This is a genomic window from Legionella beliardensis (assembly GCF_900452395.1).
Classification (GTDB): domain Bacteria; phylum Pseudomonadota; class Gammaproteobacteria; order Legionellales; family Legionellaceae; genus Legionella_C; species Legionella_C beliardensis.
Map to the genome: position 1 here is coordinate 972,142 of NZ_UGNV01000001.1, position 22,445 is coordinate 994,586.

Genomic DNA, 22,445 nt, shown 5'->3' on the forward strand with positions numbered 1-22,445 from the left:
AACGTTTATTGATTAAAATTTGGCAGCAGTTAACATAAGCGGTAATCCCACCCGCTTATGTTAATCTGGTTATTATCTTGATGCGTGAGCTTGTATAGGAGTATGCTCATTTTTGTGCTTGCGGCCATTACCAGATTTAGACGCGCTAGCACCACTTGCTTGCTTACTATGAATTTTGCCATTACCTTGACTTTTACTTTGACTTTTTTCTTTCTTGTTAGTTTGGCTTTTTGCTTTGGCATTAGATTGTTGGCTTGCCTGCTTAGTTTGACTTTTAGCGCTAGACTGCTGGCTTGCTTGTTTGCTTTTAGCACTAGATTTTTGGCTTGCTTGTTTAGTTTTACCTTTAGCAGTAGATGAGCTTGCCTGTTTGGTTTTACCTTTAGCGGTAGATGAGCTTGCCTGTTTAGTTTTTCTTTTAGCAGTAGACGGGCTTGCCTGTTTAGTTTTACTTTTAGTACTGGATTGCTGGCTTGCTTGTTTAGTTTTGCTTTTAGCAGCAGATGGGCTTGCCTGTTTGGTTTTGCTTTTAGTAGATTTTTGGCTTGCTTGTTTAGTTGTACTTTTAGCACTAGCCTGTTGGCTTGCTTGTTTAGTTTTACTTTTAGGTCTGTGTTGCTTAGTAGGACGACTTGAAATAGCACTAGTCATCTCTTGCATAGAAAGAGTAGGGTTAAGTGCCTCTCTTGCGGCATTCATGATTGGATTAGCCATAGGATCAAAAACAGTTTGCGCCATATCCATCATCATATTAGAAGGATTAGTCATCGCGTTAGCTACACCCATATTATTGCCTGGATAAGTTTTATCTAACATCGCTTCAGCAGAGTCTTTTAACTTATCATTCGTAGTAAAAAGAGCTTTTTCAAAAATTTCGAATGATTCTTGCATATAATCTAACGTCATATGTCCATTTTTGATGGCCATATCCACTTGTCTTTCAATAAATTCTTCTGGCTTTATACGTATTAGCTCGTCAGGTTTCATATAATTTAATTTTTGCATGGTTTTGATGTTTAGTTCTGCGATTGCTTGCAGAGGCTTTTGTACGTTCCTAATTAATTGGGTTAAGCGCTGAAAATATTGTTGATTCATGATCTTCTCCCTAAATGTTGCACCGCACAAGGAAAGCTTAGTCCGTTATAGCTAATTACGCAAATTTTGTTTAATTATATTGCAAGTCTACTAAAAATGACTTAATTAAATCATGAGTTACAACCATTAATTATAGATAAAATTAGTTGATTGCCAGTAAATTATGCGATAATTGGTAATTTTGCTGTGGAATAACAGATGAATGTTTTAAATTACTTACCTCTATTAAATATCTTGTATGCGTTAGGTAGTGTAATCGTTGGCTATTATATTGCTAAAAAAGTGAGTAGCCTTGCCGAGCATGCGGTTAACAAACGCTTTTCACCACACCAAGCCATGCTTACTCAACGTTTAATGTTTCATATTTTATTTGCTCTTTTTTTAATTAACGCAGCCCTTGAACTAGGATTTAATTTAAAAATTTTATTAGGTACGGCCGGCATTCTTACTGTGGCGATAGGTTTTGCATCACAGACAGCTGCGTCTAATTTAATCAGTGGTTTGTTTTTATTGTTTGAACACCCTTTTCGTATTGGCGATACCATTGATGTAAAAGGTATTATTGGTACAGTTGTATCGATAGATTTATTATCCACTAAACTTCGTTCTTCGGATGGTAAATTAGTCCGTATTCCTAATGAAACGATGATCAAATCAGAAATAAAGAATTTAAGTTACTTTCCTACCCGGTGTGCTGAAATTGTTATTGGCGTGGCTTATAGTTGTAATATCACTTTTATTAAAAGCATACTGCTTGATATTGCTAAACAATGTGAGAACGTGCTTGCTGATCCTGAGCCAAAGGTTATCATTAATAATTTTACATCCTCAGCTGTTGAGCTTAAATTACAAGCTTGGGTTAAAAACGATTTGCTAGGTACTACCAAGGATTATTTACAGGAAGCGATTAAGACACGTTTTGATCAAGAAGGAATTGAAATACCTTTGCCACAATGGATGATTCATCAAAACTAAAGTGGATTAATTTAATGGCTCTGCTTTAGCATCTAATTATGTGCTAAAACAGAGCAAAATACTATCTTAACGGCGTAAGAGTGTTGATAAAATAAAACCAATACCGGCTGCCATTAGTAGAGTTGCCATGGGGCGAGCATGTACTTGTTGCACCAATTCATCAGAATAAGTACGAAGTGACTCTTGTACTTCGGCTACTCTATGTCTTCCTTCTTCATATAATCCGTTAGCTACTTTTTTACCATCTTTTAATAGGTCACTTGCTGCTTCGCTTAAATCGCTATGTCTAGAAGAAGAATTGCCATTAAGTGTAGTGCCTCTGCTTGAACCAGCACCCATGTTTTGGAAATTTTGAGAGCCAGTAGTCCTTCCTGTGACATCCATTTTTTCTCTCCTTGTTGCTTTGTAATTGATTTAGTGTCATATAAGATTCTAATTGGTGATTTCATTTGTGTGAAATCACCGCTCAACCTCATGTTAAGCATAGACAAGATTTTAAAAATAATAAATTTTTTTTGATAAACTGCTATAATTTACGTGAGTCATATATACAAGGAGTTGCCATGAGTCTAATTGGGTTATTGATTCTAATTCTGCTCTTAGCAGCAGTACTGCCTGCTTGGCCGTATAGTAGTGGTTGGGGCTACGGTCCATCAGGAATTGTGGGATTATTAGTTTTAATCCTCGTTGTACTTTTAATCTTGCGTGTTTTACCTGTCTAAGGACTCGAGGAATTAGCTTCCGATTTAGAAGCTTAATTCCTCTTGTTTATCTAAGTTGGGGATAATAAGTTTGGTAAGTCTTCGTTAGTTTATTCAACTTTTATATTGGTAGCACCGTAATTTTTTAAAATATCTATTACTTCATTAATTTGATCTTCGTTAGTGATAGTTACCCAAATAACAAAGCCGCCTTGATTTTCTTGCTTACGATGCGCTTTTTTTCGGCTAAGTGTAATGAGTCGAGAGAGTAAATAGCCTACTGCACCGCCGACTATAGCGCCAAGAACACCAAAAATTAGATTATCAGTGAGCGAGCGTACATCGCCTATGATAAAAATACCAATAACAATTCCTATAAACATAGGAATTGAAAAAGCAAAGCCCATAAGCCAACCAAAATCATCTTCTAAATAAGGTTCTTTTTTAGGTGCATCCTGACTTCTTTGTACAACATCTGGTTCTACATATTTAGTACCAAATTTATCAGCAATAGCACTAGGATCACCTTGGATGGTAATATCATGTCTTGCAACTGTTGTTTGAGTTAATTTATTAAAAACTCGTTCTACTCTGTGCTCGCTGCTAATGATAGCGCTAATTTTTCGGGTGGATACCGTATCCATGATAATTCTCCTCATACAACTTTAGTTTTAAAGACTTTAAAAAACCCGCATGAACGTATAGCTCGCGGGTTTTTTATAAAAAATTAAATTTTAGTTTAATCTGTTAACTATTATTGCTAATCTTGACAACATAATCTATCTTTCTTTAATAAATTGATAATATTGAAAAATTCAATAGCCATAGATTAAAATGATTTTTATACTAGTTAAAAGTTAGCCTATAAGTATTATTGACTAGTTAATTAAATTTCCATAACAATAGATAGTGTTTTTAGATATATCGACCTATAGTAAGATAAAGGAAGTCTATACTAGGGCCGGTGTATAATATTTTGCATACGGGTGAATTGGGAAGGAGAGGACTATGCTTATTACGCGGGAACCTGCTACTGAAAAAAAGACCCAATTTCGAATTCGCATGAGTGAGGCAGTGTACAATGAGATAACTGCTTATTGTGAATGGGCTGGCATTCGCTATAGGGACTTTTTTATTGAGCATGCTTGCCGTTATATTTTTACTCACGATGATGAGTGGGTAACTTATAAACAAAATCAATCAACAGAACAGTCAAACAGTGGTTCTGAATCAAAGTAATTTAGCTTTAAGCAAGTATTGATATAAGCAGCATAGTTTTAGTAAACGATTTATAACTTATTAATAGGGAGTAATAACTATGAGTAGTAGTAGAAGTGTTGTGAAAGCCAGTGAAGTCACTGGAGTCGATGTTAAAAGTGTAACACATGAGAATCTGGGTACAGTTAATGATATCGTAATTGATAAAGTATTTGGCAAAGTAAATTATGTTGTGCTTGATTTTGGTGGATTCTTAAGTTTTGGTAATAAGTTTTTTGCTCTACCTTGGCATTTATTTACATATGATCCTGCCGAAGATTGCTTTATTATTAATATCGATAAAGAAAGATTAAAAAATGCGCCAGGCTTTGATAAAGATAATTGGCCTAATTTTGCTGACACACAATTTACTGCTGCAATTGACGATTATTATCGCTAATTCGCCGCATTAATTTAAAATTGTGACCTGCAATGATAAGACTTAGAACTTATATTAAGTTCTTGTCTTATTAGATATTGACAGTATTTTTATTATGAACTAACTTAGGATGGTCACATTTTTTGAGTTATAATTTGTGACGAAGTAATGGAGTTAAGCTTTAAACTCTTAAAAATAAGAATAATAAAGGAGAGATTTATGTTAAAGAAGAGCGTGCTCTATAGCGCACTAGCTATAGCAGCAATCAATCCAGCAATTACATTTGCTGCGTCTCAAACTAATACTACAGCTCCAGCTACGTCTACTTCAACTCAAAGTGATACTACAGTAACTACGCCTACAACTTCATCTACGCAGGGCGATACTACAGCTACTACACCTACGTCTTCAACGACCAGTAATGCACAACATGCAATAAGTGATACCGAGATCACTAACCAAATCAAAGCACTTTATCAAAAATCACCTTTAGTCAATGAGCAAAACATTACAATAAGCACAGCAAATCAGCAAGTTGTGTTACGTGGTAAGGTTGATACGGACATGGAGTATGAACGTGCCATATCGTTGGCGGAGTCAGTTGCGGGGGTCAATGATGTAAATGCTGATAATTTATTAGTTAAAGATAGCAAATCACCTTTAGCAGATACCTTTATTACCGCTAAAGTGAAAGGCGCTATCATGAAAGAAAAGTTATTTGGTGATAAAGATGTGGAATATTGGCCAGTTAGCGTTGAAACTAAAAATAGCGTTGTTTACTTAGCTGGTAATGTGGATACCAATGAGCAGCGTACTAATATTGTTAATTTAGTAGAAAAAGTTAAAGGGGTGAAATCAGTTAAATCATCTTTGACAGTTAACCAAACTAACAATGCTGCAGGTCAAAATAATAACGCTCAGAATGTTACAAATTCTAGCGAATAAGGACTAAACTTTAACAAGGGTTATTGCATTAGAATTAACTTAGCTAATTTTAGTGTTTGGGCGAGGGTGCCTAAGTAAGATGAGAGTTTACTTAGGTAATTTAATGTGTTTAATCAAGGGGATGGTATTATGGGTACTGACAAAAATAATGGACGTGACGCTGTAACAGATGCTAAAAACTCTGCCAGCGATATGTATGAAGAAGGAAAAGACAGAGTAAATCAAGTCTATGAACAAGGTAAGGAAAAAGCTGAAGAGCTTTATAAGCAAACAAAAGAAAAAGCAAGTGAGATGTATGAAGAAGGTGTAAAAAAAGTGTGTGAAGCTCATGAAAGCTTAAAAGGATATTCAGATGAGCTTGTTAAAAATGTTAAAGAAAAGCCACTTACTTCTTTATTGATTGCAGGCGGTATCGGTTTTATTCTTTCTGCATTACTTAAAAAATAATGAAGTTTATAGAGCACTTAGAAGGGCTTATTTCCAGCAAAATAGAGCTAGCCAAAGGAATTTGGACTCTATTTAAGCTGGAAGCAAAGCTGGCGGGATTAAATATCTATCCCTTATTCCTTAATCTTGCTCTATTACCAATTTTGTTGCTGACTATCTGGTTTTCGGCAATGGCATTGGTAGGATATATTGTAGCGGTATTAAGTGACTATGTTTGGATGGGAATAGTAGCTATTTTATTGCTTAATGCTATTATCCTGGCCATTGTAGTAAAACGCTTAATAACCAATGCACGTCAAATGAGTTTTGAAAAAACACGAGCTTGTTTTACAAGCAATAAAGTGAGGGATGCTCATGAGCTCCAAAAAAGAACTGCTAGCGCTGATAACCAGCACGAGCTTAAAAGTTCGGAACAACCAAGTGCAGTTGGCAGAACATAAGTACTATTTTGAGAAGTTAGCTAATCGACATAAATTAGCGGTCGTTTCCCTGTTGGTGCCATCTTTCGTTGCAGGCTGGCAAAGTGCTAAAAGAATAAACTTTAGGCAGTGGTTAAGGCAGGTGGCTAGGTTAGGGTTTTCATCAGCTTTAAATAGTATGAAGAGTTTGTACCTGGGTATTTAATTATTTTTATAACAAGGAGAGGATTATGCTGAAGTACTTGCTTGCTTGGTTATTAGGCGTACCACTAAGTATACTTGTTTTAATTTGGCTAGTTTCACACATTTTTTAATTGTAGGATTGCCTAAAATCAGACTAAGGAAAGTAACATGAATGAACACACCACTGTTGTTGATCCCGTATCAAGTCCTGTTGCAGGACCTATTGATGAGACGTATCCTTCTTGGAAGCGTATTTCCTGGAGTGCAGTATTTGTTGGTGCGCTGGTAGGGGTAGGTTTAGGATTTTTATTAAATCTATTTGGCATTGCCATTGGTTTAACCGCATTTACTATAAATAGCGATACTGGGGCTACTGCAGTAGCAATTGGTGGCTTAATTGGTATGTTAATTGGTATCATTGCCTCTATGGTAGCTGCGGGTTATACAGCAGGTTATTTAGGAAGACATTATTGCCCTAAAAGAAATATAGGGGTTATCTATGGATTTACTACATGGACCCTTGCTCTTTTATTGAGTGCTATTGTAACTGCTCATATAGGAAATTATGTAGCAAGTTATACAAATAATATGGCTCGCACAGGTACAGTACTTTCTAAAAATAACACCATGGCTACGGCTGCAAACTCCCTTACAGCGACATCTACTCAAGCTGGCAATGGTGGTCAAAATACAGTAGCAGCTTCACCTGAAAGTTTAGCTGTAAGCGCTTTTATTGTGTTTGTGTTATTTTTCATTGGCGCACTTGCTAGTTGTTTTGGGGCAGTCTGGGGTATGAATTGTAAACGAGTTGACTAAAGTAGATTGCCGCAAAGCTTAAATGCTTTGCGGTTTTTGGTTTAAAGTTAAGTAATGGCTCAGATGGGATGCTAAATCTTGTTGAAAACTGGATTTAAGCCTAGGTTGATTGAAGATCATGCTGAAAAGCGCAGCAGGACTATCTACAAGCGCATATTGAAAGATGGTTTTCGTTTATGAACCAAATACGGCCGTTGGTGATAGGGAGGAGCTGTTACAAAACAAAGTTAAAGGATAGAAGATGCCTGATTATATCTATAAAGGGTTTAAAGTTGTTTATAATATCAATAAGGATAAAAGCAACAATAAATTATATAAAGCAGATGGGTATGTGCAATGTCTTCTAGATAAAAATAATAATCCACCACAAAAATTTCATACAGAATACAGTACGTTAGCTGGCGTTCAAGAAGAAATTAAAAAAATGCTTGAAGATTATATTGATTTTGAATGGAATGAATTTAATAAAATGCATGACTAGATACCTTGGTAGCGAGTAGGCTTTATAAAGCCATTAAACCTAGAATTTAATGGGACTCTATAAACAGGAGGCTGATATGAGCAAAGGGGATAAATCAAAATACACTGATAAACAAAAGCGCCAAGCAGAGCATATCGAAGAAGGGTATGAGAAAAAAGGCGTTTCTAAGAAAGAGGCAGAAAAACGCGCTTGGGCTACTGTCAATGATAGAAGCGGCGGTGGTAAAAAATCTGGTTCAGGCCGTGGAAAAAAATCCAGTTAGTCATAAGTTAATGTAAGCTTTAACAGATGTTAAATAGTTTGTTTACAGTAAAGCAAAATAATTTATTCTAACTATTTTTGCTTTACTACTTTCTCTATTTTCTTAATAACAGCTGAAGGCGAAATAGGTGTAATATTGCCTCGTTTATCTGGAATTAATAAAACATCGACTTCCATTATATTACATAAGAATTGCCACTCAGTAATGGTTAGGCCCTGATTAATAATATGATCTACATTAAGAATTTTTGTAGCCAAACCAACAAAGGAGGTAATGACGGTAACTTCATTTTCTGTGAAGTTAATTTTCACTTTTTCCATAGTAATTCCTTACTAACAATAGATTAAGTAATTATTGTAAGTATGACATGAGTTTAAGACTTAGTCTGTATGAAAACTGATTTTAACTTACAAATTTTAATGCCAAACCCGAAGTTGCTAAACAGTTTATCGCTTTTAAGTGAAGCGTTATGTAAGCAATGTTTCTAATCTTCAAATAAACAAGTCTTGTGTTGTTCTAACCAATAAAGTAATAATTCGTCCTCACCAATTGTGCTAAGTTTTTTGCCTCGTCGCTTAGCCCACGTTGAAAAACGATTATCTTTCCACCAGTCAATGATTTCGGCATAGATATAACTTTTTTGGCAAATAGTTGGTGTGTGCCCTAAAAGTTCTGCAACTTCTTTAATCACATCTTTAAGCAAGGCTTGTTCAGTGGCGTCTAAATAGAGTAAGCGCTTTAGCGTTTCTCGGCATGCAGCCCAGGTGCGAAAATCCTTTGCTGTAAAACACTGACCAGTTAAGGTCTGTAAATACGCATTAATATCTTGTGAGGAGATAACATTTAATTGATTATTTTCATCAAAATATTTAAATAATTCATAGCCTGGAATGGCTTCACATTTTTTAAGAACCTTAATAATTTTTTTCTCTTTTAGAACAATATGCCAGGGTTTAGCACTTTTACCCATAAATTCTAAGATAGCTTTATCGTATTCTAAGGTTAAATGTTTTTTGCGCAGCGTAGTAAGCCCATAAGATTTATTTTGTTTGGCATAGATAGCGTTACCAATTCTAATAAAGAATCCATCAAGCAAATAAATAATAGCGCAAATAACTTGCGTTTTAGTGAGCTTAATCGTTTTATCCAATTCTTGATTAATATGCTCGCGAATCATAGGAAGGGCCTTACCAAAATCAACGAGTGCATGAAATTTTTTTTGCTGGCGCTCTTGTTGCCATAAGGCATGGTAGCGATATTGTTTGCGATTTTTAGTATCACGTCCAGTAGCTTGAATGTGCCCATTAGCATAGGGGCAAATCCAAACTTGGCTGTAGGCAGGTGGAATGGCAAGTGATTTAATTCGCGCTAATTCTTCCGGATCAACAACTTGCTTGCCATCAGGATAATGATAGATAAACTTTTTACCCACTTTCTTACGGGTAATACCTGGCATGCTGTCTTTGACATAGCGTAATGACGCAGCCTTCGCGATGCGCTCACATTCTTCTACTGAATATAATGAAATTTCCATATATTCTCTTAGTTCATACAATACGTAAAATAAATTCTGGCTTATATTAATTTAACTAGTCAGACCAAGGTTCAGGTGTTTTAATAGGTTCTGGCTCAGGTGTATTATTGGGTTCTGGTTCTGGAATATCTGAAGGTGGGGGCTCATAAGGTTTAGGACTTTCTAATTTCATTGGTTTAAATGCGGCAGGGTGTAGGTCTGAGAGTAGGTAATGCCTTAACATAGGTTTCTCCTCATTATATTTCACATATACTGTCATAATAGTAGGATATTTTGTAAGAATATACTTTAGGGTTAGGTTATATGATAATTGCGTATTTATATAGTAATACTTTTAAATCAGAAGTTATTTCTGCTGCAAACTTATCTTTGCTGAATGACGCAGTCTGGATAGATTTAATTGAACCAACGAAAGAAGAAGAGGCTTGGGTTGAAAAAATACTGACAATAGAAGTTCCAACGCAGGAAGAAATGCGCGAAATTGAACTTACAAGCCGTTTATACAAGGTAGATGATACATTATTCATGACGGCGATGATGATTGCGCAATCCTCGTCTTTACGCCCTCAATACGATTCCGTCACGTTTGCGCTAACACCTAAAAAATTAATTACCATTCGCTATATCGAGCCGCAATCGTTTAAACTATTAAGTAATAATCTCTTAAAAACAACTAAGAATTATTACGCATCCGATATTTTAATAGCTCTTTTAGAAGCAACTGTTGATAGGCTGGCTGATGTCTTGGAGTATGTAGGTCAACAACTAGACGAATACTCTCATCATATTTTCCAACATGATTATATTAATGGCGCAAAACACAAGCCTGACTATCAGAAATTGATGCAAAACATTGGTATAAAAAGTAATTTAACAACCAAGGTACGGGAAAGCTTAATTAACTTTAATCGTATAATAGTCTTCTTTAGGCAATCCATTGATATCACCAAGGCTAAAGAAAGCAAAATAAGATTAATTAATTTAATGAAAGATTTAGATTCTTTAAGCGATTATGCTAATTTTATTTCTAATAAAATTAACTTTTTACTCGATGCTACGTTAGGTATGATTAGCATTGAGCAAAGTGCAATTATCAAAATTTTTTCTGTTGCTGCAGTTATTTTTTTGCCACCGACCCTAATTGCAAGTATTTATGGTATGAACTTTCAATTCATGCCCGAGTTATCTTTTAAATGGGGCTATGAATTAGCTATTTTAATGATGTTAATTTCTGCTTGGCTCCCTTATAAATATTTTAAGCATAAAGGATGGTTATAAGATGGGGGAGTTAAATGAGATAATTGGATTTGATAAATTACTTGCTTACGATCTTTATATACGCAGTTTGGTTATAACCCTGTATGCGCTGTTTTTATTTCGAGCCACATCAGCGCGCTTGTTTGGCGAGCATTCTACGTTTGATTTTATTATCTCAATTATTCTTGGTGCAATTTTAGGGGAAGCAATCGTTAATAATATACCCTTACTACCTTCTATGATTGCGTGCGCCATTATCGTCATTGTACATCGTATCTTAGCCTTTTTATCTTATAAAAGTCATTATGTCGGCAAATACATAAAAGGCGAAAAAATAGTCATTATTAAAGATGGCCAATATCAATGGGATAAACTTCATTGTTGCCGTATTACTGAAAATGATATTCTGCAGTCGCTAAGAGCTCAACATAGTACAGATGATATGAGTAACGTAGATAGGGCAATTTTAGAGAGAAACGGCGAAATTTCTTTTCTTTTTAAAGAGGCAAAGCGCAGCAGCGTCTAAGTAATATTCGAATTAAATGTAGCCTGGGTGCAGCGAAGCGAAACCCAGGTTCCGGCCCCGCTAAGGACATTAGGTTGCTCTGTGCCATAATTTAAGCGCCACATTACTGGATACCGCGGTCAAGCCCTGTAGATCCTCACAAAATTAAAACACCACGTACCGCGCTTTATACTTAAAATCCTACGTACCACGGCTTGTCCACTGTATCCAGAACAATGGCTTGTCTTAAGCAGGGCCATGTTGTTCTTAGATAAATGCTTTTGGATACCGCGCATAAAGCGCGGTACGTAGGGATGAGATGATGTTTCTATAGATAACAGTTAATTATGGGCAAATTTTGTGAGGATCTCTTAGGGGCAAGCTGCGGTAATTCGCTTTCTCTTTGGCTGCTTTCCATGCTCTCGAAATACCGTGGCTTGACCACGGTATCCATTAGCCTGAGTGCAACCCGGGATTAGTTTTTGTCAACCTGCGCCCAGACTACCTACTGATTTTCCCAAACAAACTTTCGCCATAGGCAGAACTGCTTTCTGAGTTAGACCCCTATAGTTCATTAATATTTTAATCATAAATAAATTTATTTTGTCAAAAAGTATGTTTAATGATCTACTTAATAATTTATTAATCAATTATGCGTACAATAAACATCTAGATAGTTTTTTGTACAGGTTAAAATGTCTAAAGAGAAAAGTGAACTATTTAAAGGTCAAGTAATTATTTATCCTACTTATGTTAAATCTAAAATGCTTGGAGAACATTTTAAAGAAAGAAAATTTCGCAAATTAGATCGTACGGATATACCAGGTGTTGCTTCAAAAATTTTTGAGATTTGTGTTGGCTTAATAGGTGGTATGAAGCTCTATAATCCTATTTTTCATAAATCTTTTGGCGTAAATGTTGATTTCTTGGGTCAAGCTATTTTCTCTGCAAAAGCTTTATCTAGAAGAGGAAATGTTCTAATAAGTAACAAATTCCCACATATTGATCTGATTCATGTCACTGCTAGTGTGAGTGATTTTATAAAGATGGCAGATAACAATTTAATTCATCCAAAAGATAGCCCTTATTATAAGGATGGGCTTACTTATATTCCTACACAGAAAAGTGATTGGTCTATTGTTTATGTTGTCTCTTTATGTCCTTTAAAAGAGCTGATGAAAGAGGGATTAAATTATGGCTACATTACTGAATCATTTAACGATGCGGTTCAATTGGGCGAAATGATTTATGATGGTAAATTTCCACCTCCAGATAAATACCATTCAACACAGCAATATGTAGATACGGGCTACCTTTCTCCCGCCCAAATTGCAGATAAATTGTTTGATGAAGCTTCAGATTCAGAAGTAGAACTCCCTGAAGAGAATCATCAGATAGTAGACGAAGATTCTCCAGTACGTATCATAGATAAATTACTTGATGCGGATTATTCAGATTCCGATAATGAATATTCAGAGACTGAAAGCACGGATAGTCCTGAAGAATCGACTGGTTTTAAAATTTAAAATAAGTAGCCTGGTTGTAAGCAACCGGCTACTTTATAAAATTTAATACGTCTAGCTTTCTGTGATTTCAATCATGTTCTGTAACGCTTTTTTAGCATTGTCTATAACCCACTGCCGGTCATTTAATTCCAAACGATGACGGGCACCTGTGAATTCGTTAACCATATCGCCAGCTTTTACCTCGTTATAGGACATGGTTTTACCCTGGCGGAGGAGATCGATTAAGGCAACTAGATGAGGGGGATCATTTCTTGACATGGTTGCACAGCCACAACCCATGCCTATTTCATCATTTTTACGGGGCGCTTCGGCCAAATTAACTACAGTGATACCTAAGCTTTTACAATACTGCTTTAGATTGTCTACCATGTGATTTTCCGTGCCAATTGCGTAATGCTTGGTTCCAGCGCGATCATTAACGACAAAATCCCAGATAAACGCAGTCGATCCAGCATGCTGTGCGATTTTAATAACGTCATTACGACACTCAGGATGAACAACCGTGGTGTAGCCTAAGTTTTGCCAGTAATCGCACATCTCAGGCGTATAATGGGTGTGGACAGCACATTGACTAGCAAATAAGATAAGCTCTGCTTTATCAAAGCGTTCTAACATTGCTTTTTCTTGATCAAATAAAGAATATTGGGCGCCTGCCGTGCCTCCAGGCCAGTAGGCCAGATTTTTAATACCAAGCCAGTAAGCTACGTTTTCGCCCATGTGTTGATCAGGGATGAAGAAAATCTTTTTGTTTTGTTGCTGTGCCCAACGAAATATTTTTTTAACATTCGAACTTGTACAGACTGCACCTCCCTGGGCACCGGTCATGGCTTTAAGACGGCCAGACGTGTTCATGTAACAAACAGGTAAAATATTATCTCTACCATAGCGTTCGTTTAAATCCATAAAAGCAGGTTCAACCATAAAATCTTTAGCAAGCATTTCCATGGTACAGCCCGATTTAGGATTGGTAATATAAACATGTTGATGATCTTGGGCCAAAATACTAATAGATTCTGCCATAAAATGAACAGCAGACTCGATAATAACCGATTTTTGGGGATTATTAGCAGCCATAAGCGCTAATTGATAAGAATCGCCTATTTGACCACCAAATTGTTCTATTAAGCGTACTATTTCCCCGCCCATATAATAATGAGCCAATAAAAGCAGCCTTTCGCCAAAATGTGCCTGCGCCTTTTGCATGTAGGGCTTCATCCAAGCAAGCACTGTGGTTAATTTTCGATCTGGAAGGGCTTGGTATTCTTCAGCATAAGGGATAAATTCTTCTTGATACCAGTCAAGAGGGTAATCACTCTGACAGATTTGCATATCATTAGTGATATGCATGAGCGTCCTTTCTGGATGATAAACTTCAGGGTTATTAAACATAAACTAACACCTTTTAGATAAATGGATTAAGAGGTAAATTAAGCCGAGAAATACTTTCTTTAGCTTGCGCATTTTTAGCAGGGAAATCCTCACGGTAATGGCCCCCACGCGATTCTCGACGCGCAAGCGCTGCTCGTACGATAAGTTCTGCATTTAAAATAATATTACGCAATTCAATAAAGTCTCGTGTAATACAGTGCTTCCAATAATATTCCTCAATAATTTGTTGGCGCTTCATAATTAATTGTAGTAAATCTTGTAGCCCTGCTTCGGTACGTACGATGCCAGCATATGAGGTCATTTCGCCTCTTAATCCGCGCCAATGCGCATTAATTTGACTGGCTCGACGATTATTGACTTCGCTTGGAGAATTCCAATTATCAATATTGTCGACGTTCTTAACAGGTAGCTTAATATCTTTTAAGCTATGCTGCGCTGCACTACTAGCCATGACAATCGCTTCAAGTAAGGAATTGCTTGCTAGCCGGTTTGCACCATGTAAGCCTGTAAAGGCTACTTCCCCAATTGCATAAAGCCGATTTAAATCAGTTTGACCATAATTATCTGTTAAAACGCCACCGCATTGATAATGGGCAGCAGGGACGACAGGAATCATATCTTGGCTTATATCAATGCCAATGGTTAACAGATTAGCATAAATATGAGGAAACCGTTTCTTTAAAAATTCTTTCGGCTGATGGGTGATATCTAAATAAACAAAGCCACTTTGACCTTGTTCTATTTCAGTAAAAATAGCACGCGCAACCACATCTCGCGTTGCCAATTCTAATTGCTCAGGAGCATAGTGCTGCATAAAACGGGCTCCCGTTTCAGCATTCTTAAGTAAGGCACCTTCGCCTCGTACCGCTTCTGAAATTAAAAAATTATTTAAGGTATGGTGGTGCAGCAGCGTTGGGTGAAACTGATAAAATTCCATATTACCAACGCGAGCCCCTGCTCGATAAGCCATCGCAACGCCATCTCCGGTCGCTACCATTGGATTAGTAGTGTAGCGGTAAGTTTTACCAGCACCACCCGTCGCTAATACAACGCAGCGGGCTAAAAAAGTATGAATCACATTTTTTTGACAATCTAATATGTAAGCGCCTAACACCTCGCCTTGGTTGTCGACTGAATGTGGTTGGAACTGGGTAATAAGATTAACCGCCACATGATCTTCAAAACAGGTAATCTGTGGTTGTTGCTGGATTGCATTGAGTAAGGTCTGGGTAACAATTAAGCCTGTCTGATCACCGCTATTAAATATACGTCGATGTGAATGCCCACCTTCTTTGGCTAAAACATACTCACCGGCCTGCTTAATAAATTCAACAGGGTAATCTTGTAATTCTTTAATTGCCTTTGGCCCTTGGCGAATAATAAATTCAACTGCAGGTAGATAGCATAAGCCGTCGCCGGCATTTAATGTATCTTGAATATGGGATTCAATGGAATCTTTTTCAGAGACGGCAGCCGCAATGCCACCTTGGGCATATTTACTATTGCATTCACTTAAAGAGGCTTTACTAATTAAGGCAATGCGTGTATCAGGTTTAAGTTTTAATAACTGCATGCAGTAATGTAGGCCTGCTAATCCTGAGCCTAAAACTAAAACATCAAACTCATGCGCTATGCCCTGTTGTGAGCTAACACTCATGAAAATGCCTTGACCAGTAATGCCGCAAGTCCTATGTATTTTTCAGGCGTTAAATTAAGTAATTGCTCTTTAGCGGGCATAGGTATTTCTAAAGAATTGATAAAATCAATTAATGCGTTTTTATCAATACCATTTTGACCGCGAGTTAATGCTTTTAATTGTTCATAGGCATTTGGAATTTGATAACGGCGCATCACTGTTTGAATGGCTTCTGCCAACACTTCCCAATTGCTGTCTAGGTCTTCTTTTAGAGCTTGACGGTTAATTTGTAGCTTATCGTTTCCTTTAGCAATAGCTTGATAGGCTATTAAGCTATAAGCAAATGCTGAGCCTAAATTACGCAACACGGTTGAATCCGATAAGTCTCGTTGCATGCGCGATTTAGTTAATTTATCAGCAAAATGACAAAATAAGGCATTCGCTAAGCCTAGATTGCCTTCCGCATTTTCAAAATCAATCGGATTGATTTTATGAGGCATTGTTGATGAGCCAACCTCACTTGCTACGGCTTTTTGCGTAAAATAATTTAAAGAGATATAACTCCAAACATCGTTGGTATAATCCAGTAATATATTATTAATACGCATCATGATATGACAAACTTCAGCAATGCCATCATGGGGTTCAATCTGTGTAGTATAAGCACTAAAAGACAAGCCAAGCGAGGTCACAAAGTTAGAGCAATGTTTACGCCAGTCTACTTCAGGATAAGCAATAATATGTGCATTATAGTTACCTACAGCACCATTGCATTTAGCAGGAATCAGCACTTCAGCTAATTGCTGCTGTGGCCGCTTGAGTCTAGCAACAAAATTGACCAATTCTTTACCAACAGTAGTGGGTGTAGCAGGTTGCCCATGCGTGCGAGCTAGCATTGCTGCATCGCCGTGTTGTTTACCCAACATGGTAATACCACCAATAATTTCAGCTAATGTCGGTTGAATAACTTGCGCAAGCGCTTCTTTCATCATTAACGCATAAGCTAAATTATTAATGTCTTCCGACGTACAAGCAAAATGAATGAATGGTGAGTATTTTGCTAGGGCTTCACATTGGCTAAATTTATCACTTAAATAATATTCAATGGCTTTGACATCATGATTTGTTTGTTTCTCAAGGAGCTTAACTTTCTCAGCTTCACTTTCATTAAAATGATTAATAATATCATTAAGGAAAGTGGCAGCCTCAGCGTTTAGCTCAGGCACTTCTTTAATATCACGGTTAGACGCTAAAGATTTTAACCAGTGAATTTCAACTAATAAGCGATAATAAATAAGAGCAAATTCGCTAAAGTAAGGGCTAAGCGCACTTGTTTTTTTCTGGTAGCGTCCATCAATAGGGGAAATAGCATTTAAAGTCGATAAAGTCATTTAAAATTACCCAAACCTAAGTTGCTTGTTAGTATATAAGATAATCATGAAAAAAGCATGGTAACTATAGGTTAGGTACGGTGTATAAGCAACTATAAATTACTAAGTGATAGCTAAATTAACGGCGCTGAAGGGCCTTAGTCCGGAATATTTAGCCCGTATTTACTTATCTTTAAGACCTTTTCCAAACATGCTTTCACATCCATGTCGCTCGATGAAGGGCATCCATGCCCTTCAACGGTTTGGAAAAGGCCTTAAAGACAAGCAAATATTAGTTCTGTGATTATACTTTGTTGCAAGCTCCCTCGGCTAAGTTATTTACTTCAATGTACACTTCTTCGCCTCGCTCCTTTGCGGCTTGCCTAAAGCTCAGTGGGCGATGCTGTACAAATTCCGAAGTGGGATGAGAAATTTATTGCTTGCATTTCTGCCATTCAATTTACCAGTACTTATAAGCTCATTCACATTAATTAATAATTTAAGTAGAATGGCACCATTTTGAGGATTAGGGGTTTTTATGGCAAGTACGCACACAATCGAATTTGAACACTTAAGTATGAAGGATTTGGAGCAAGTAGGCGGTAAGAATGCTTCGCTTGGTGAGATGATTAGCCATTTAACAAATCTTGGGGTCTCAGTTCCTACAGGCTTTGCAACAACTGCAGACGCTTTTCGGGTGTTTTTATCGACCAATGGCCTAGATAAACAAATTTATTCTCTATTAGATTCTTTAGATGCAGATGATATTGCTGAGTTAGTTTCAGTAGGTAAAACCATTCGTGAGCTTATCATTAAAACCCCTTTTTCTGTTGACTTTGAACAGTCTATTAAACAGGCTTACGACAAACTGGTTCAAACACTTGGCCATGATAACTTTAGCGTCGCAGTCCGTTCTTCGGCTACTGCAGAGGATTTACCCGATGCCTCGTTTGCCGGCCAGCAAGAGACCTTTTTAAATGTGCGTGGTATTGACGCCGTGCTTACCGCGATTAAACAGGTGTTTGCTTCGTTATTTAACGATAGAGCTATTGCTTATCGTGTACATCAGGGCTTTAAGCATCATGATATTGCTTTGTCAGCTGGCATTCAGCAAATGGTACGAAGTGACTTGGCTGCAAGCGGTGTGATGTTTACTATGGATACTGAGTCTGGTTTTAATGATGTTGTTTTCATTACCTCATCCTACGGGTTGGGTGAAATGGTGGTACAAGGCGCAGTCAATCCTGATGAGTTCTATGTTCATAAAGAGGGATTACAACAAGGCAGACCAGCTGTTATACGTCGCACCTTAGGTAGTAAAGCGAATAAAATGGTTTACTGTACAGAACAATTAAAGGGACAAACGGTCAAGACAGTTGAGGTAGCACCACAAGAGCGTCTTAAATTTTCTTTAACAAACCCTGAAATTGAAGAATTAGCGCGCCAAGCATTAATTATCGAAAAACATTATGGCCGCCCCATGGATATTGAATGGGCTAAAGATGGTGAAGATGGTCATTTATACATTTTGCAAGCAAGACCTGAAACAGTAAAAAGCCGTACGAGTGAGCAGAAATTGGAGCGCTATACGCTACAAGCTAAAAGCCCAGTCATTGTTGAAGGGCGCAGTATTGGTCAGCGAATTGGTCAAGGTAGGGCAAAAGTAATTAAAGACATTAGTGAAATAAGTCGAGTAGAGCCAGGCGATGTACTCGTTTCTGACATGACTGATCCAGATTGGGAGCCGGTTATGAAACGTGCTGCAGCCATTGTCACTAATCGTGGTGGGCGAACTTGTCATGCAGCTATTATAGCGCGTGAATTGGGAATTCCGGCGGTCGTTGGTTGTGGTGATGCAACCCGATTGATTGAAGATGGTACTGAAGTGACTGTAAGTTGTGCAGAAGGTGATATCGGCTATGTTTATGAAGGACTAGTCCCTTTTGAGCGCGTCACATTAGACGTAGAAAATATGCCGGAACTACCCTTAAAAGTCATGTTAAATGTAGGTAATCCTGAGCGGGCTTTTGCTTTTCAAGCCATTCCCAATCAAGGTGTGGGTTTAGCAAGGCTTGAGTTTTTAATTTCTAATACCATTGGTGTTCATCCCAAAGCTCTTATTCACTATGATTCTTTAGAAAGTGAAGAGTTAAAAAAATTAATTCAGGAGAAAACGCTAGCCTATGCCTCTCCAATCGATTTCTATATCGATCGCCTAAGTGAGGGGATTGCAACGATTGCGGCAGCGTTCTACCCTAAACCTGTGATTGTTCGCTTATCAGATTTTAAATCCAATGAATATGCTAATTTAGCGGGTGGCAAATATTATGAGCCACTTGAAGAAAATCCAATGTTAGGTTTCCGCGGCGCTTCCCGTTATGTATCACCGGATTTTGCTGATTGCTTTGCGCTAGAATGTAAAGCGATTCGGCGTGTGCGTGAAGAAATGGGCTTTAAAAATGTAGAAGTGATGATCCCCTTTGTCAGAACAACCTCAGAAGCAGAGCAAGTTATCGAGGTACTTAAGCAAAATGGCTTAGAAAGAGGTAAAGAGGAACTGCGCATTATTATGATGTGTGAATTACCATCCAACGCCTTATTGGCCAATGAGTTTCTAAATTATTTTGATGGATTTTCAATTGGCTCAAATGATTTAACGCAGCTAACGCTCGGCCTAGATAGAGACTCAGGCTTAGTTGCGGCGCAATTTGATGAGCGTAATGAGGCAGTAAAAGCATTATTACATATGGCCATATCAACGTGTAAAGCGCAAGGCAAATACGTAGGTATTTGTGGGCAGGGGCCTTCTGATCATCAAGATTTTGCCCAGTGGCTCATGCAAGAGGGAATTGACAGTGTTTCTCTAAATCCAGATTCTGTTTTAGAGACTTGTCTATTCTTAGCAAAATGTAAGTAATGACTATGTTAAATAAGTTTTATTTTTTTAGTTTATTTATTTTAATGCCTGTCCCTGTTTTAGCGGGGACTATGCAGGATCATGATCCTATTGCGAATGTTATTTTATGGGTAACCTTGTTTTTTTCATTTGCTATTTTAGGTCGTTATGTTGCTAAACGCTTAAATCAACCAGGTGTCTTAGGCGAGCTATTAATGGGGGTCTTCGTCGGAAATATTTTTTATTTCTTTGGCTCACCATTGATAGTGGTGCTGCGTGAAGGATCAGCCATTTATTCCATTTTAAAAGACTTACTAACCAATATACCGCTAGCCCAATCTGTAGCTCAAAGTATTTCCAATCCCTATTATGCAGCACAAGTGCTGCAGGCTTTAAGTAGCTCTCATGGTATTGAATTTATTAAAGTAGGCTATGTGCTTGATGTGTTTTCTCGCTATGGGGTTATTTTTCTTTTATTTAAAGTGGGTTTAGAGAGTTCTATTCAGGAGTTAAAACACACAGGTCTTGCCTCTATAAAGGTAGCTGTTATTGGTGTCATTGCGCCTATTGTTTTAGGGTTTGCTGTCGCTTATATGATAATTCCTGAGGCCTCCTATAAAGTAAATTTATTTGTGGCAGCAACCTTATCGGCCACAAGCATCGGTATTACAGCGCGGGTTCTTTCAGAAATGCGTAAACTACAGACCCGAGAAGCTAGAACGATAATTGGGGCAGCCATGCTTGATGATATTTTAGGGCTTATCATTCTTGCTATTGTGAGCAGTATTGTCATCCAGGGGCATATTGAAATGTTTATGGTTGGTCAAGTTATTGTCTCAACAATTATATTCTTTACAGCTGCTTTGTTAATGGGACCCTGGCTTTTGCATAAAACGATTGGGTTTTTTAATTTTTTAGATTTATGGGAAGAAAAATTATTTAGCTCGTTTATTTTTGTCATGTTTTTTGCCTGGCTTGCTACCGTTGTTAAGCTTGCTGCAATTATTGGCGCGTTTGCTGCAGGACTAATTATTAATGATAGTTTTTTTGAGAACAAATCGAAATCACGCCAGCATACTTTAAAAATTAAAGACTTAATTTCTCCTATAGAATCCTTATTGGCCCCCTTATTTTTCATGCTGATTGGCTTACAAGTAAAAGTAGAAGCGTTTATGCATTGGCAAGTGATTATGATAGCGAGTGGCTTAATTGTTGCTGCAATCTTAGGTAAATTGCTCAGTGGCTTAGGTGGTAGCAGCAAAGATGATCGTATGTTAATTGGTATTGGTATGCTGCCGCGGGGCGAAGTAGGGCTAGTGTTTGCTTCAATTGGAAGAACATTAGGCGTCATTTCAGATGAACTGTTTTCTGCTATTATTTTGATGGTTATTGTCACCACAATAATAGCGCCACCTTGGCTTAAGAGCCGTTATGCTAAAAAGAAGGTCGTGATTAAAAATGATTGATTCAGCTCAAGTGCTAATTGATGTTCGCCGTGGCTTAGAGGAAGATATTGGCAGTGGTGATGTAAGTGCTGCTTTATTAGCAGCAGATTTATATGCAGAAGCAGAAATAATTTCACGCGAGCCTATGCTAGTATGCGGCAAGCCTTGGGTTGAGGCGACTTTTCATGAAATAAATCCTAATATAAGCCTGCATTGGCTAGTTCAAGAAGGTGAATGGTTGCCTAAAGAAGCTGTATTGTGCCTGATTAAAGGGCTAGCAAAAGATATCTTAACAGCTGAGCGTTGTGCTTTAAATTTTTTCCAAACCTTATCAGCAACAGCGACCCAAACTCGCCACTATGTTAATGAATTGCAAGGTACTCAGGCTCGCTTATTAGATACAAGAAAAACAATACCTGGTTTACGTTATGCGCAAAAATATGCGGTCGCTTGCGGAGGTGGTGTTAATCATCGTATGGGTTTATATGATGCATTTTTAATAAAAGAAAATCACATAAAAGCCTGTGGTTCTATTACGAAGGCAATTAAACGGGCGCGTGCAATGGGTAATTCGTTATTTGTTGAAGTCGAGGTTGAGACAATCGATGAATTACACGAAGCACTACAGGCAAAGCCCGATCGCATTTTGCTTGATAATTTTACTCAAACAATGCTAGTAGAAGCCGTTGGCTTAAATATACCTTATTGCTGTGAATTAGAAGCTTCTGGAGGTATTAATCTTTCTAATATTAAAGCAGTTGCGCAAACGGGCGTAGATTATATTTCTGTTGGGGCTATTACTAAATCAATTCAAGCAATTGATTTAAGTTTACTAATTAATGAGAGCTTGGTTTGAAAGTAATTCATTTTTATATCAAATCGCTCATTTTGGTAGGTTATAGGATAATATTCTCTTAATGACATAAA

Annotated in this window: 25 protein-coding genes; 16 read left to right on the forward strand and 9 right to left on the reverse strand. The window is 37.4% G+C overall.

Going from position 1 to position 22,445, the window contains the following annotated elements; genetic code table 11:
• Positions 1-72: 72 nt before the first annotated feature.
• Positions 73-1,095: a hypothetical protein gene (locus DYE47_RS16355; protein ID WP_242604180.1), complete on the reverse strand. Its 1,023-nt coding sequence runs from the start codon at positions 1,093-1,095 to the stop codon at positions 73-75.
• 198 nt (positions 1,096-1,293) lie between these two features.
• Between DYE47_RS16355 and DYE47_RS04335 the strand changes: the two genes are divergently transcribed.
• On the forward strand, positions 1,294-2,070 hold the full coding sequence (locus DYE47_RS04335) for a mechanosensitive ion channel family protein (RefSeq protein WP_115302091.1): 777 nt from the start codon (positions 1,294-1,296) through the stop codon (positions 2,068-2,070).
• Between the two features lie 66 nt (positions 2,071-2,136).
• On the opposite strand, the gene DYE47_RS16215 is transcribed toward DYE47_RS04335, so the two are convergent.
• The gene (locus tag DYE47_RS16215) at positions 2,137-2,454 is read right to left on the reverse strand and encodes a hypothetical protein (RefSeq protein WP_176579709.1); all 318 of its coding nucleotides are present in this window, start codon (positions 2,452-2,454) and stop codon (positions 2,137-2,139) included.
• A 179-nt stretch (positions 2,455-2,633) separates the two neighbouring features.
• Between DYE47_RS16215 and DYE47_RS04345 the strand changes: the two genes are divergently transcribed.
• The gene (locus tag DYE47_RS04345; RefSeq protein WP_115302092.1) at positions 2,634-2,792 is read left to right on the forward strand and encodes a DUF3309 family protein; all 159 of its coding nucleotides are present in this window, start codon (positions 2,634-2,636) and stop codon (positions 2,790-2,792) included.
• A gap of 89 nt (positions 2,793-2,881) precedes the next feature.
• Here DYE47_RS04345 and DYE47_RS04350 read toward each other — a convergent pair whose 3' ends face one another.
• Positions 2,882-3,415: a hypothetical protein gene (locus DYE47_RS04350; protein ID WP_115302093.1), complete on the reverse strand. Its 534-nt coding sequence runs from the start codon at positions 3,413-3,415 to the stop codon at positions 2,882-2,884.
• Between the two features lie 364 nt (positions 3,416-3,779).
• Here DYE47_RS04350 and DYE47_RS04355 point away from each other — a divergent pair, with 364 nt between their 5' ends.
• The 8 genes from DYE47_RS04355 (at position 3,780) to DYE47_RS04390 (ending at position 7,960) form a co-directional block, all read left to right on the forward strand.
• Positions 3,780-4,010, forward strand: a complete 231-nt coding sequence (locus tag DYE47_RS04355) for a hypothetical protein (RefSeq protein WP_115302094.1) — start codon at positions 3,780-3,782, stop codon at positions 4,008-4,010.
• Between the two features lie 79 nt (positions 4,011-4,089).
• Positions 4,090-4,428 carry a PRC-barrel domain-containing protein gene (locus DYE47_RS04360; protein WP_115302095.1) on the forward strand — a complete coding sequence of 113 codons (339 nt, stop codon included), beginning with the start codon at positions 4,090-4,092 and terminating at the stop codon, positions 4,426-4,428.
• A 198-nt stretch (positions 4,429-4,626) separates the two neighbouring features.
• A complete protein-coding gene (locus tag DYE47_RS04365; protein ID WP_160149841.1) occupies positions 4,627-5,352 on the forward strand; it encodes a BON domain-containing protein in 726 nt (241 codons plus the stop codon).
• A gap of 129 nt (positions 5,353-5,481) precedes the next feature.
• Positions 5,482-5,799 (forward strand): ElaB/YgaM/YqjD family protein, encoded by a 318-nt coding sequence (locus tag DYE47_RS04370; RefSeq protein WP_115304011.1) that lies wholly within the window; start codon positions 5,482-5,484, stop codon positions 5,797-5,799.
• Entirely contained in the window at positions 5,799-6,239 is a 441-nt protein-coding gene (locus DYE47_RS04375; RefSeq protein ID WP_115302097.1) for a hypothetical protein, read from the forward strand. Before DYE47_RS04370 ends, DYE47_RS04375 begins: the two co-directional genes overlap by 1 nt.
• A gap of 330 nt (positions 6,240-6,569) precedes the next feature.
• A complete protein-coding gene (locus DYE47_RS04380) occupies positions 6,570-7,217 on the forward strand; it encodes a hypothetical protein (protein WP_242604179.1) in 648 nt (215 codons plus the stop codon).
• Between the two features lie 241 nt (positions 7,218-7,458).
• Positions 7,459-7,698 (forward strand): hypothetical protein, encoded by a 240-nt coding sequence (locus DYE47_RS04385; protein ID WP_115302098.1) that lies wholly within the window; start codon positions 7,459-7,461, stop codon positions 7,696-7,698.
• A 76-nt stretch (positions 7,699-7,774) separates the two neighbouring features.
• The gene (locus DYE47_RS04390) at positions 7,775-7,960 is read left to right on the forward strand and encodes a plasmid stabilization protein (protein ID WP_115302099.1); all 186 of its coding nucleotides are present in this window, start codon (positions 7,775-7,777) and stop codon (positions 7,958-7,960) included.
• A gap of 71 nt (positions 7,961-8,031) precedes the next feature.
• Here DYE47_RS04390 and DYE47_RS04395 read toward each other — a convergent pair whose 3' ends face one another.
• The 3 genes from DYE47_RS04395 to DYE47_RS15985 form a co-directional block, all read right to left on the reverse strand.
• Positions 8,032-8,280 (reverse strand): hypothetical protein, encoded by a 249-nt coding sequence (locus DYE47_RS04395; protein WP_115302100.1) that lies wholly within the window; start codon positions 8,278-8,280, stop codon positions 8,032-8,034.
• A gap of 164 nt (positions 8,281-8,444) precedes the next feature.
• The gene (locus DYE47_RS04400) at positions 8,445-9,494 is read right to left on the reverse strand and encodes a DNA topoisomerase IB (protein WP_115302101.1); all 1,050 of its coding nucleotides are present in this window, start codon (positions 9,492-9,494) and stop codon (positions 8,445-8,447) included.
• Between the two features lie 55 nt (positions 9,495-9,549).
• Entirely contained in the window at positions 9,550-9,717 is a 168-nt protein-coding gene (locus DYE47_RS15985) for a hypothetical protein (RefSeq protein WP_160149842.1), read from the reverse strand.
• Between the two features lie 80 nt (positions 9,718-9,797).
• Between DYE47_RS15985 and DYE47_RS04405 the strand changes: the two genes are divergently transcribed.
• The 3 genes from DYE47_RS04405 (at position 9,798) to DYE47_RS04415 (ending at position 12,782) form a co-directional block, all read left to right on the forward strand.
• Positions 9,798-10,772, forward strand: coding sequence for a magnesium transporter CorA family protein (locus DYE47_RS04405; protein ID WP_115302102.1), 975 nt, complete (start codon positions 9,798-9,800; stop codon positions 10,770-10,772).
• A 1-nt stretch (position 10,773) separates the two neighbouring features.
• Positions 10,774-11,277 carry a DUF421 domain-containing protein gene (locus tag DYE47_RS04410; RefSeq protein ID WP_115302103.1) on the forward strand — a complete coding sequence of 168 codons (504 nt, stop codon included), beginning with the start codon at positions 10,774-10,776 and terminating at the stop codon, positions 11,275-11,277.
• Between the two features lie 674 nt (positions 11,278-11,951).
• On the forward strand, positions 11,952-12,782 hold the full coding sequence (locus tag DYE47_RS04415) for a hypothetical protein (protein WP_115302104.1): 831 nt from the start codon (positions 11,952-11,954) through the stop codon (positions 12,780-12,782).
• Between the two features lie 51 nt (positions 12,783-12,833).
• On the opposite strand, the gene nadA is transcribed toward DYE47_RS04415, so the two are convergent.
• From nadA to purB, 3 genes are read right to left on the reverse strand one after another with little or no spacing between them, the layout of a single operon-like run.
• Complete coding sequence (nadA, locus tag DYE47_RS04420) at positions 12,834-14,171, reverse strand: quinolinate synthase NadA (protein WP_115302105.1); 1,338 nt, start codon at positions 14,169-14,171, stop codon at positions 12,834-12,836.
• A gap of 13 nt (positions 14,172-14,184) precedes the next feature.
• Entirely contained in the window at positions 14,185-15,828 is a 1,644-nt protein-coding gene (nadB, locus tag DYE47_RS04425) for an L-aspartate oxidase (RefSeq protein ID WP_115302106.1), read from the reverse strand.
• Positions 15,825-17,198, reverse strand: coding sequence for an adenylosuccinate lyase (purB, locus tag DYE47_RS04430; RefSeq protein ID WP_115302107.1), 1,374 nt, complete (start codon positions 17,196-17,198; stop codon positions 15,825-15,827). Before purB ends, nadB begins: the two co-directional genes overlap by 4 nt.
• A 517-nt stretch (positions 17,199-17,715) precedes the next feature.
• On the opposite strand from purB, the gene ppsA reads away from it, so the two are divergent.
• From ppsA to nadC, 3 genes are read left to right on the forward strand one after another with little or no spacing between them, the layout of a single operon-like run.
• Positions 17,716-20,094: a phosphoenolpyruvate synthase gene (gene ppsA / locus DYE47_RS04435; RefSeq protein ID WP_115302108.1), complete on the forward strand. Its 2,379-nt coding sequence runs from the start codon at positions 17,716-17,718 to the stop codon at positions 20,092-20,094.
• 5 nt (positions 20,095-20,099) lie between these two features.
• On the forward strand, positions 20,100-21,539 hold the full coding sequence (locus DYE47_RS04440) for a cation:proton antiporter (RefSeq protein WP_115304013.1): 1,440 nt from the start codon (positions 20,100-20,102) through the stop codon (positions 21,537-21,539).
• The gene (nadC, locus tag DYE47_RS04445) at positions 21,532-22,374 is read left to right on the forward strand and encodes a carboxylating nicotinate-nucleotide diphosphorylase (protein ID WP_115302109.1); all 843 of its coding nucleotides are present in this window, start codon (positions 21,532-21,534) and stop codon (positions 22,372-22,374) included. Before DYE47_RS04440 ends, nadC begins: the two co-directional genes overlap by 8 nt.
• Positions 22,375-22,445: the final 71 nt, after the last annotated feature.

Excerpts from the sequence above, each read along its gene's own strand:
- DYE47_RS04350 (WP_115302093.1), bottom strand. The coding sequence starts at position 3,415 with ATGGATACGGTATCCACCCGAAAAATTAGCGCTATCATTAGCAGCGAG.
- DYE47_RS04370 (WP_115304011.1), top strand. The coding sequence starts at position 5,482 with ATGGGTACTGACAAAAATAATGGACGTGACGCTGTAACAGATGCTAAA.
- DYE47_RS04405 (WP_115302102.1), top strand. The coding sequence starts at position 9,798 with ATGATAATTGCGTATTTATATAGTAATACTTTTAAATCAGAAGTTATT.
- ppsA (WP_115302108.1), top strand. The coding sequence starts at position 17,716 with ATGGCAAGTACGCACACAATCGAATTTGAACACTTAAGTATGAAGGAT.
- DYE47_RS04380 (WP_242604179.1), top strand. The coding sequence starts at position 6,570 with ATGAATGAACACACCACTGTTGTTGATCCCGTATCAAGTCCTGTTGCA.
- nadB (WP_115302106.1), bottom strand. The coding sequence starts at position 15,828 with ATGAGTGTTAGCTCACAACAGGGCATAGCGCATGAGTTTGATGTTTTA.
- DYE47_RS04385 (WP_115302098.1), top strand. The coding sequence starts at position 7,459 with ATGCCTGATTATATCTATAAAGGGTTTAAAGTTGTTTATAATATCAAT.
- DYE47_RS04365 (WP_160149841.1), top strand. The coding sequence starts at position 4,627 with ATGTTAAAGAAGAGCGTGCTCTATAGCGCACTAGCTATAGCAGCAATC.
- DYE47_RS04395 (WP_115302100.1), bottom strand. The coding sequence starts at position 8,280 with ATGGAAAAAGTGAAAATTAACTTCACAGAAAATGAAGTTACCGTCATT.
- DYE47_RS15985 (WP_160149842.1), bottom strand. The coding sequence starts at position 9,717 with ATGTTAAGGCATTACCTACTCTCAGACCTACACCCTGCCGCATTTAAA.
- DYE47_RS04390 (WP_115302099.1), top strand. The coding sequence starts at position 7,775 with ATGAGCAAAGGGGATAAATCAAAATACACTGATAAACAAAAGCGCCAA.
- DYE47_RS04440 (WP_115304013.1), top strand. The coding sequence starts at position 20,100 with ATGTTAAATAAGTTTTATTTTTTTAGTTTATTTATTTTAATGCCTGTC.
- purB (WP_115302107.1), bottom strand. The coding sequence starts at position 17,198 with ATGACTTTATCGACTTTAAATGCTATTTCCCCTATTGATGGACGCTAC.
- DYE47_RS04400 (WP_115302101.1), bottom strand. The coding sequence starts at position 9,494 with ATGGAAATTTCATTATATTCAGTAGAAGAATGTGAGCGCATCGCGAAG.
- DYE47_RS04335 (WP_115302091.1), top strand. The coding sequence starts at position 1,294 with ATGAATGTTTTAAATTACTTACCTCTATTAAATATCTTGTATGCGTTA.
- DYE47_RS04360 (WP_115302095.1), top strand. The coding sequence starts at position 4,090 with ATGAGTAGTAGTAGAAGTGTTGTGAAAGCCAGTGAAGTCACTGGAGTC.
- DYE47_RS04415 (WP_115302104.1), top strand. The coding sequence starts at position 11,952 with ATGTCTAAAGAGAAAAGTGAACTATTTAAAGGTCAAGTAATTATTTAT.
- DYE47_RS04375 (WP_115302097.1), top strand. The coding sequence starts at position 5,799 with ATGAAGTTTATAGAGCACTTAGAAGGGCTTATTTCCAGCAAAATAGAG.
- DYE47_RS16355 (WP_242604180.1), bottom strand. The coding sequence starts at position 1,095 with ATGAATCAACAATATTTTCAGCGCTTAACCCAATTAATTAGGAACGTA.
- DYE47_RS04345 (WP_115302092.1), top strand. The coding sequence starts at position 2,634 with ATGAGTCTAATTGGGTTATTGATTCTAATTCTGCTCTTAGCAGCAGTA.
- DYE47_RS04355 (WP_115302094.1), top strand. The coding sequence starts at position 3,780 with ATGCTTATTACGCGGGAACCTGCTACTGAAAAAAAGACCCAATTTCGA.
- DYE47_RS04410 (WP_115302103.1), top strand. The coding sequence starts at position 10,774 with ATGGGGGAGTTAAATGAGATAATTGGATTTGATAAATTACTTGCTTAC.
- DYE47_RS16215 (WP_176579709.1), bottom strand. The coding sequence starts at position 2,454 with ATGGATGTCACAGGAAGGACTACTGGCTCTCAAAATTTCCAAAACATG.
- nadC (WP_115302109.1), top strand. The coding sequence starts at position 21,532 with ATGATTGATTCAGCTCAAGTGCTAATTGATGTTCGCCGTGGCTTAGAG.
- nadA (WP_115302105.1), bottom strand. The coding sequence starts at position 14,171 with ATGTTTAATAACCCTGAAGTTTATCATCCAGAAAGGACGCTCATGCAT.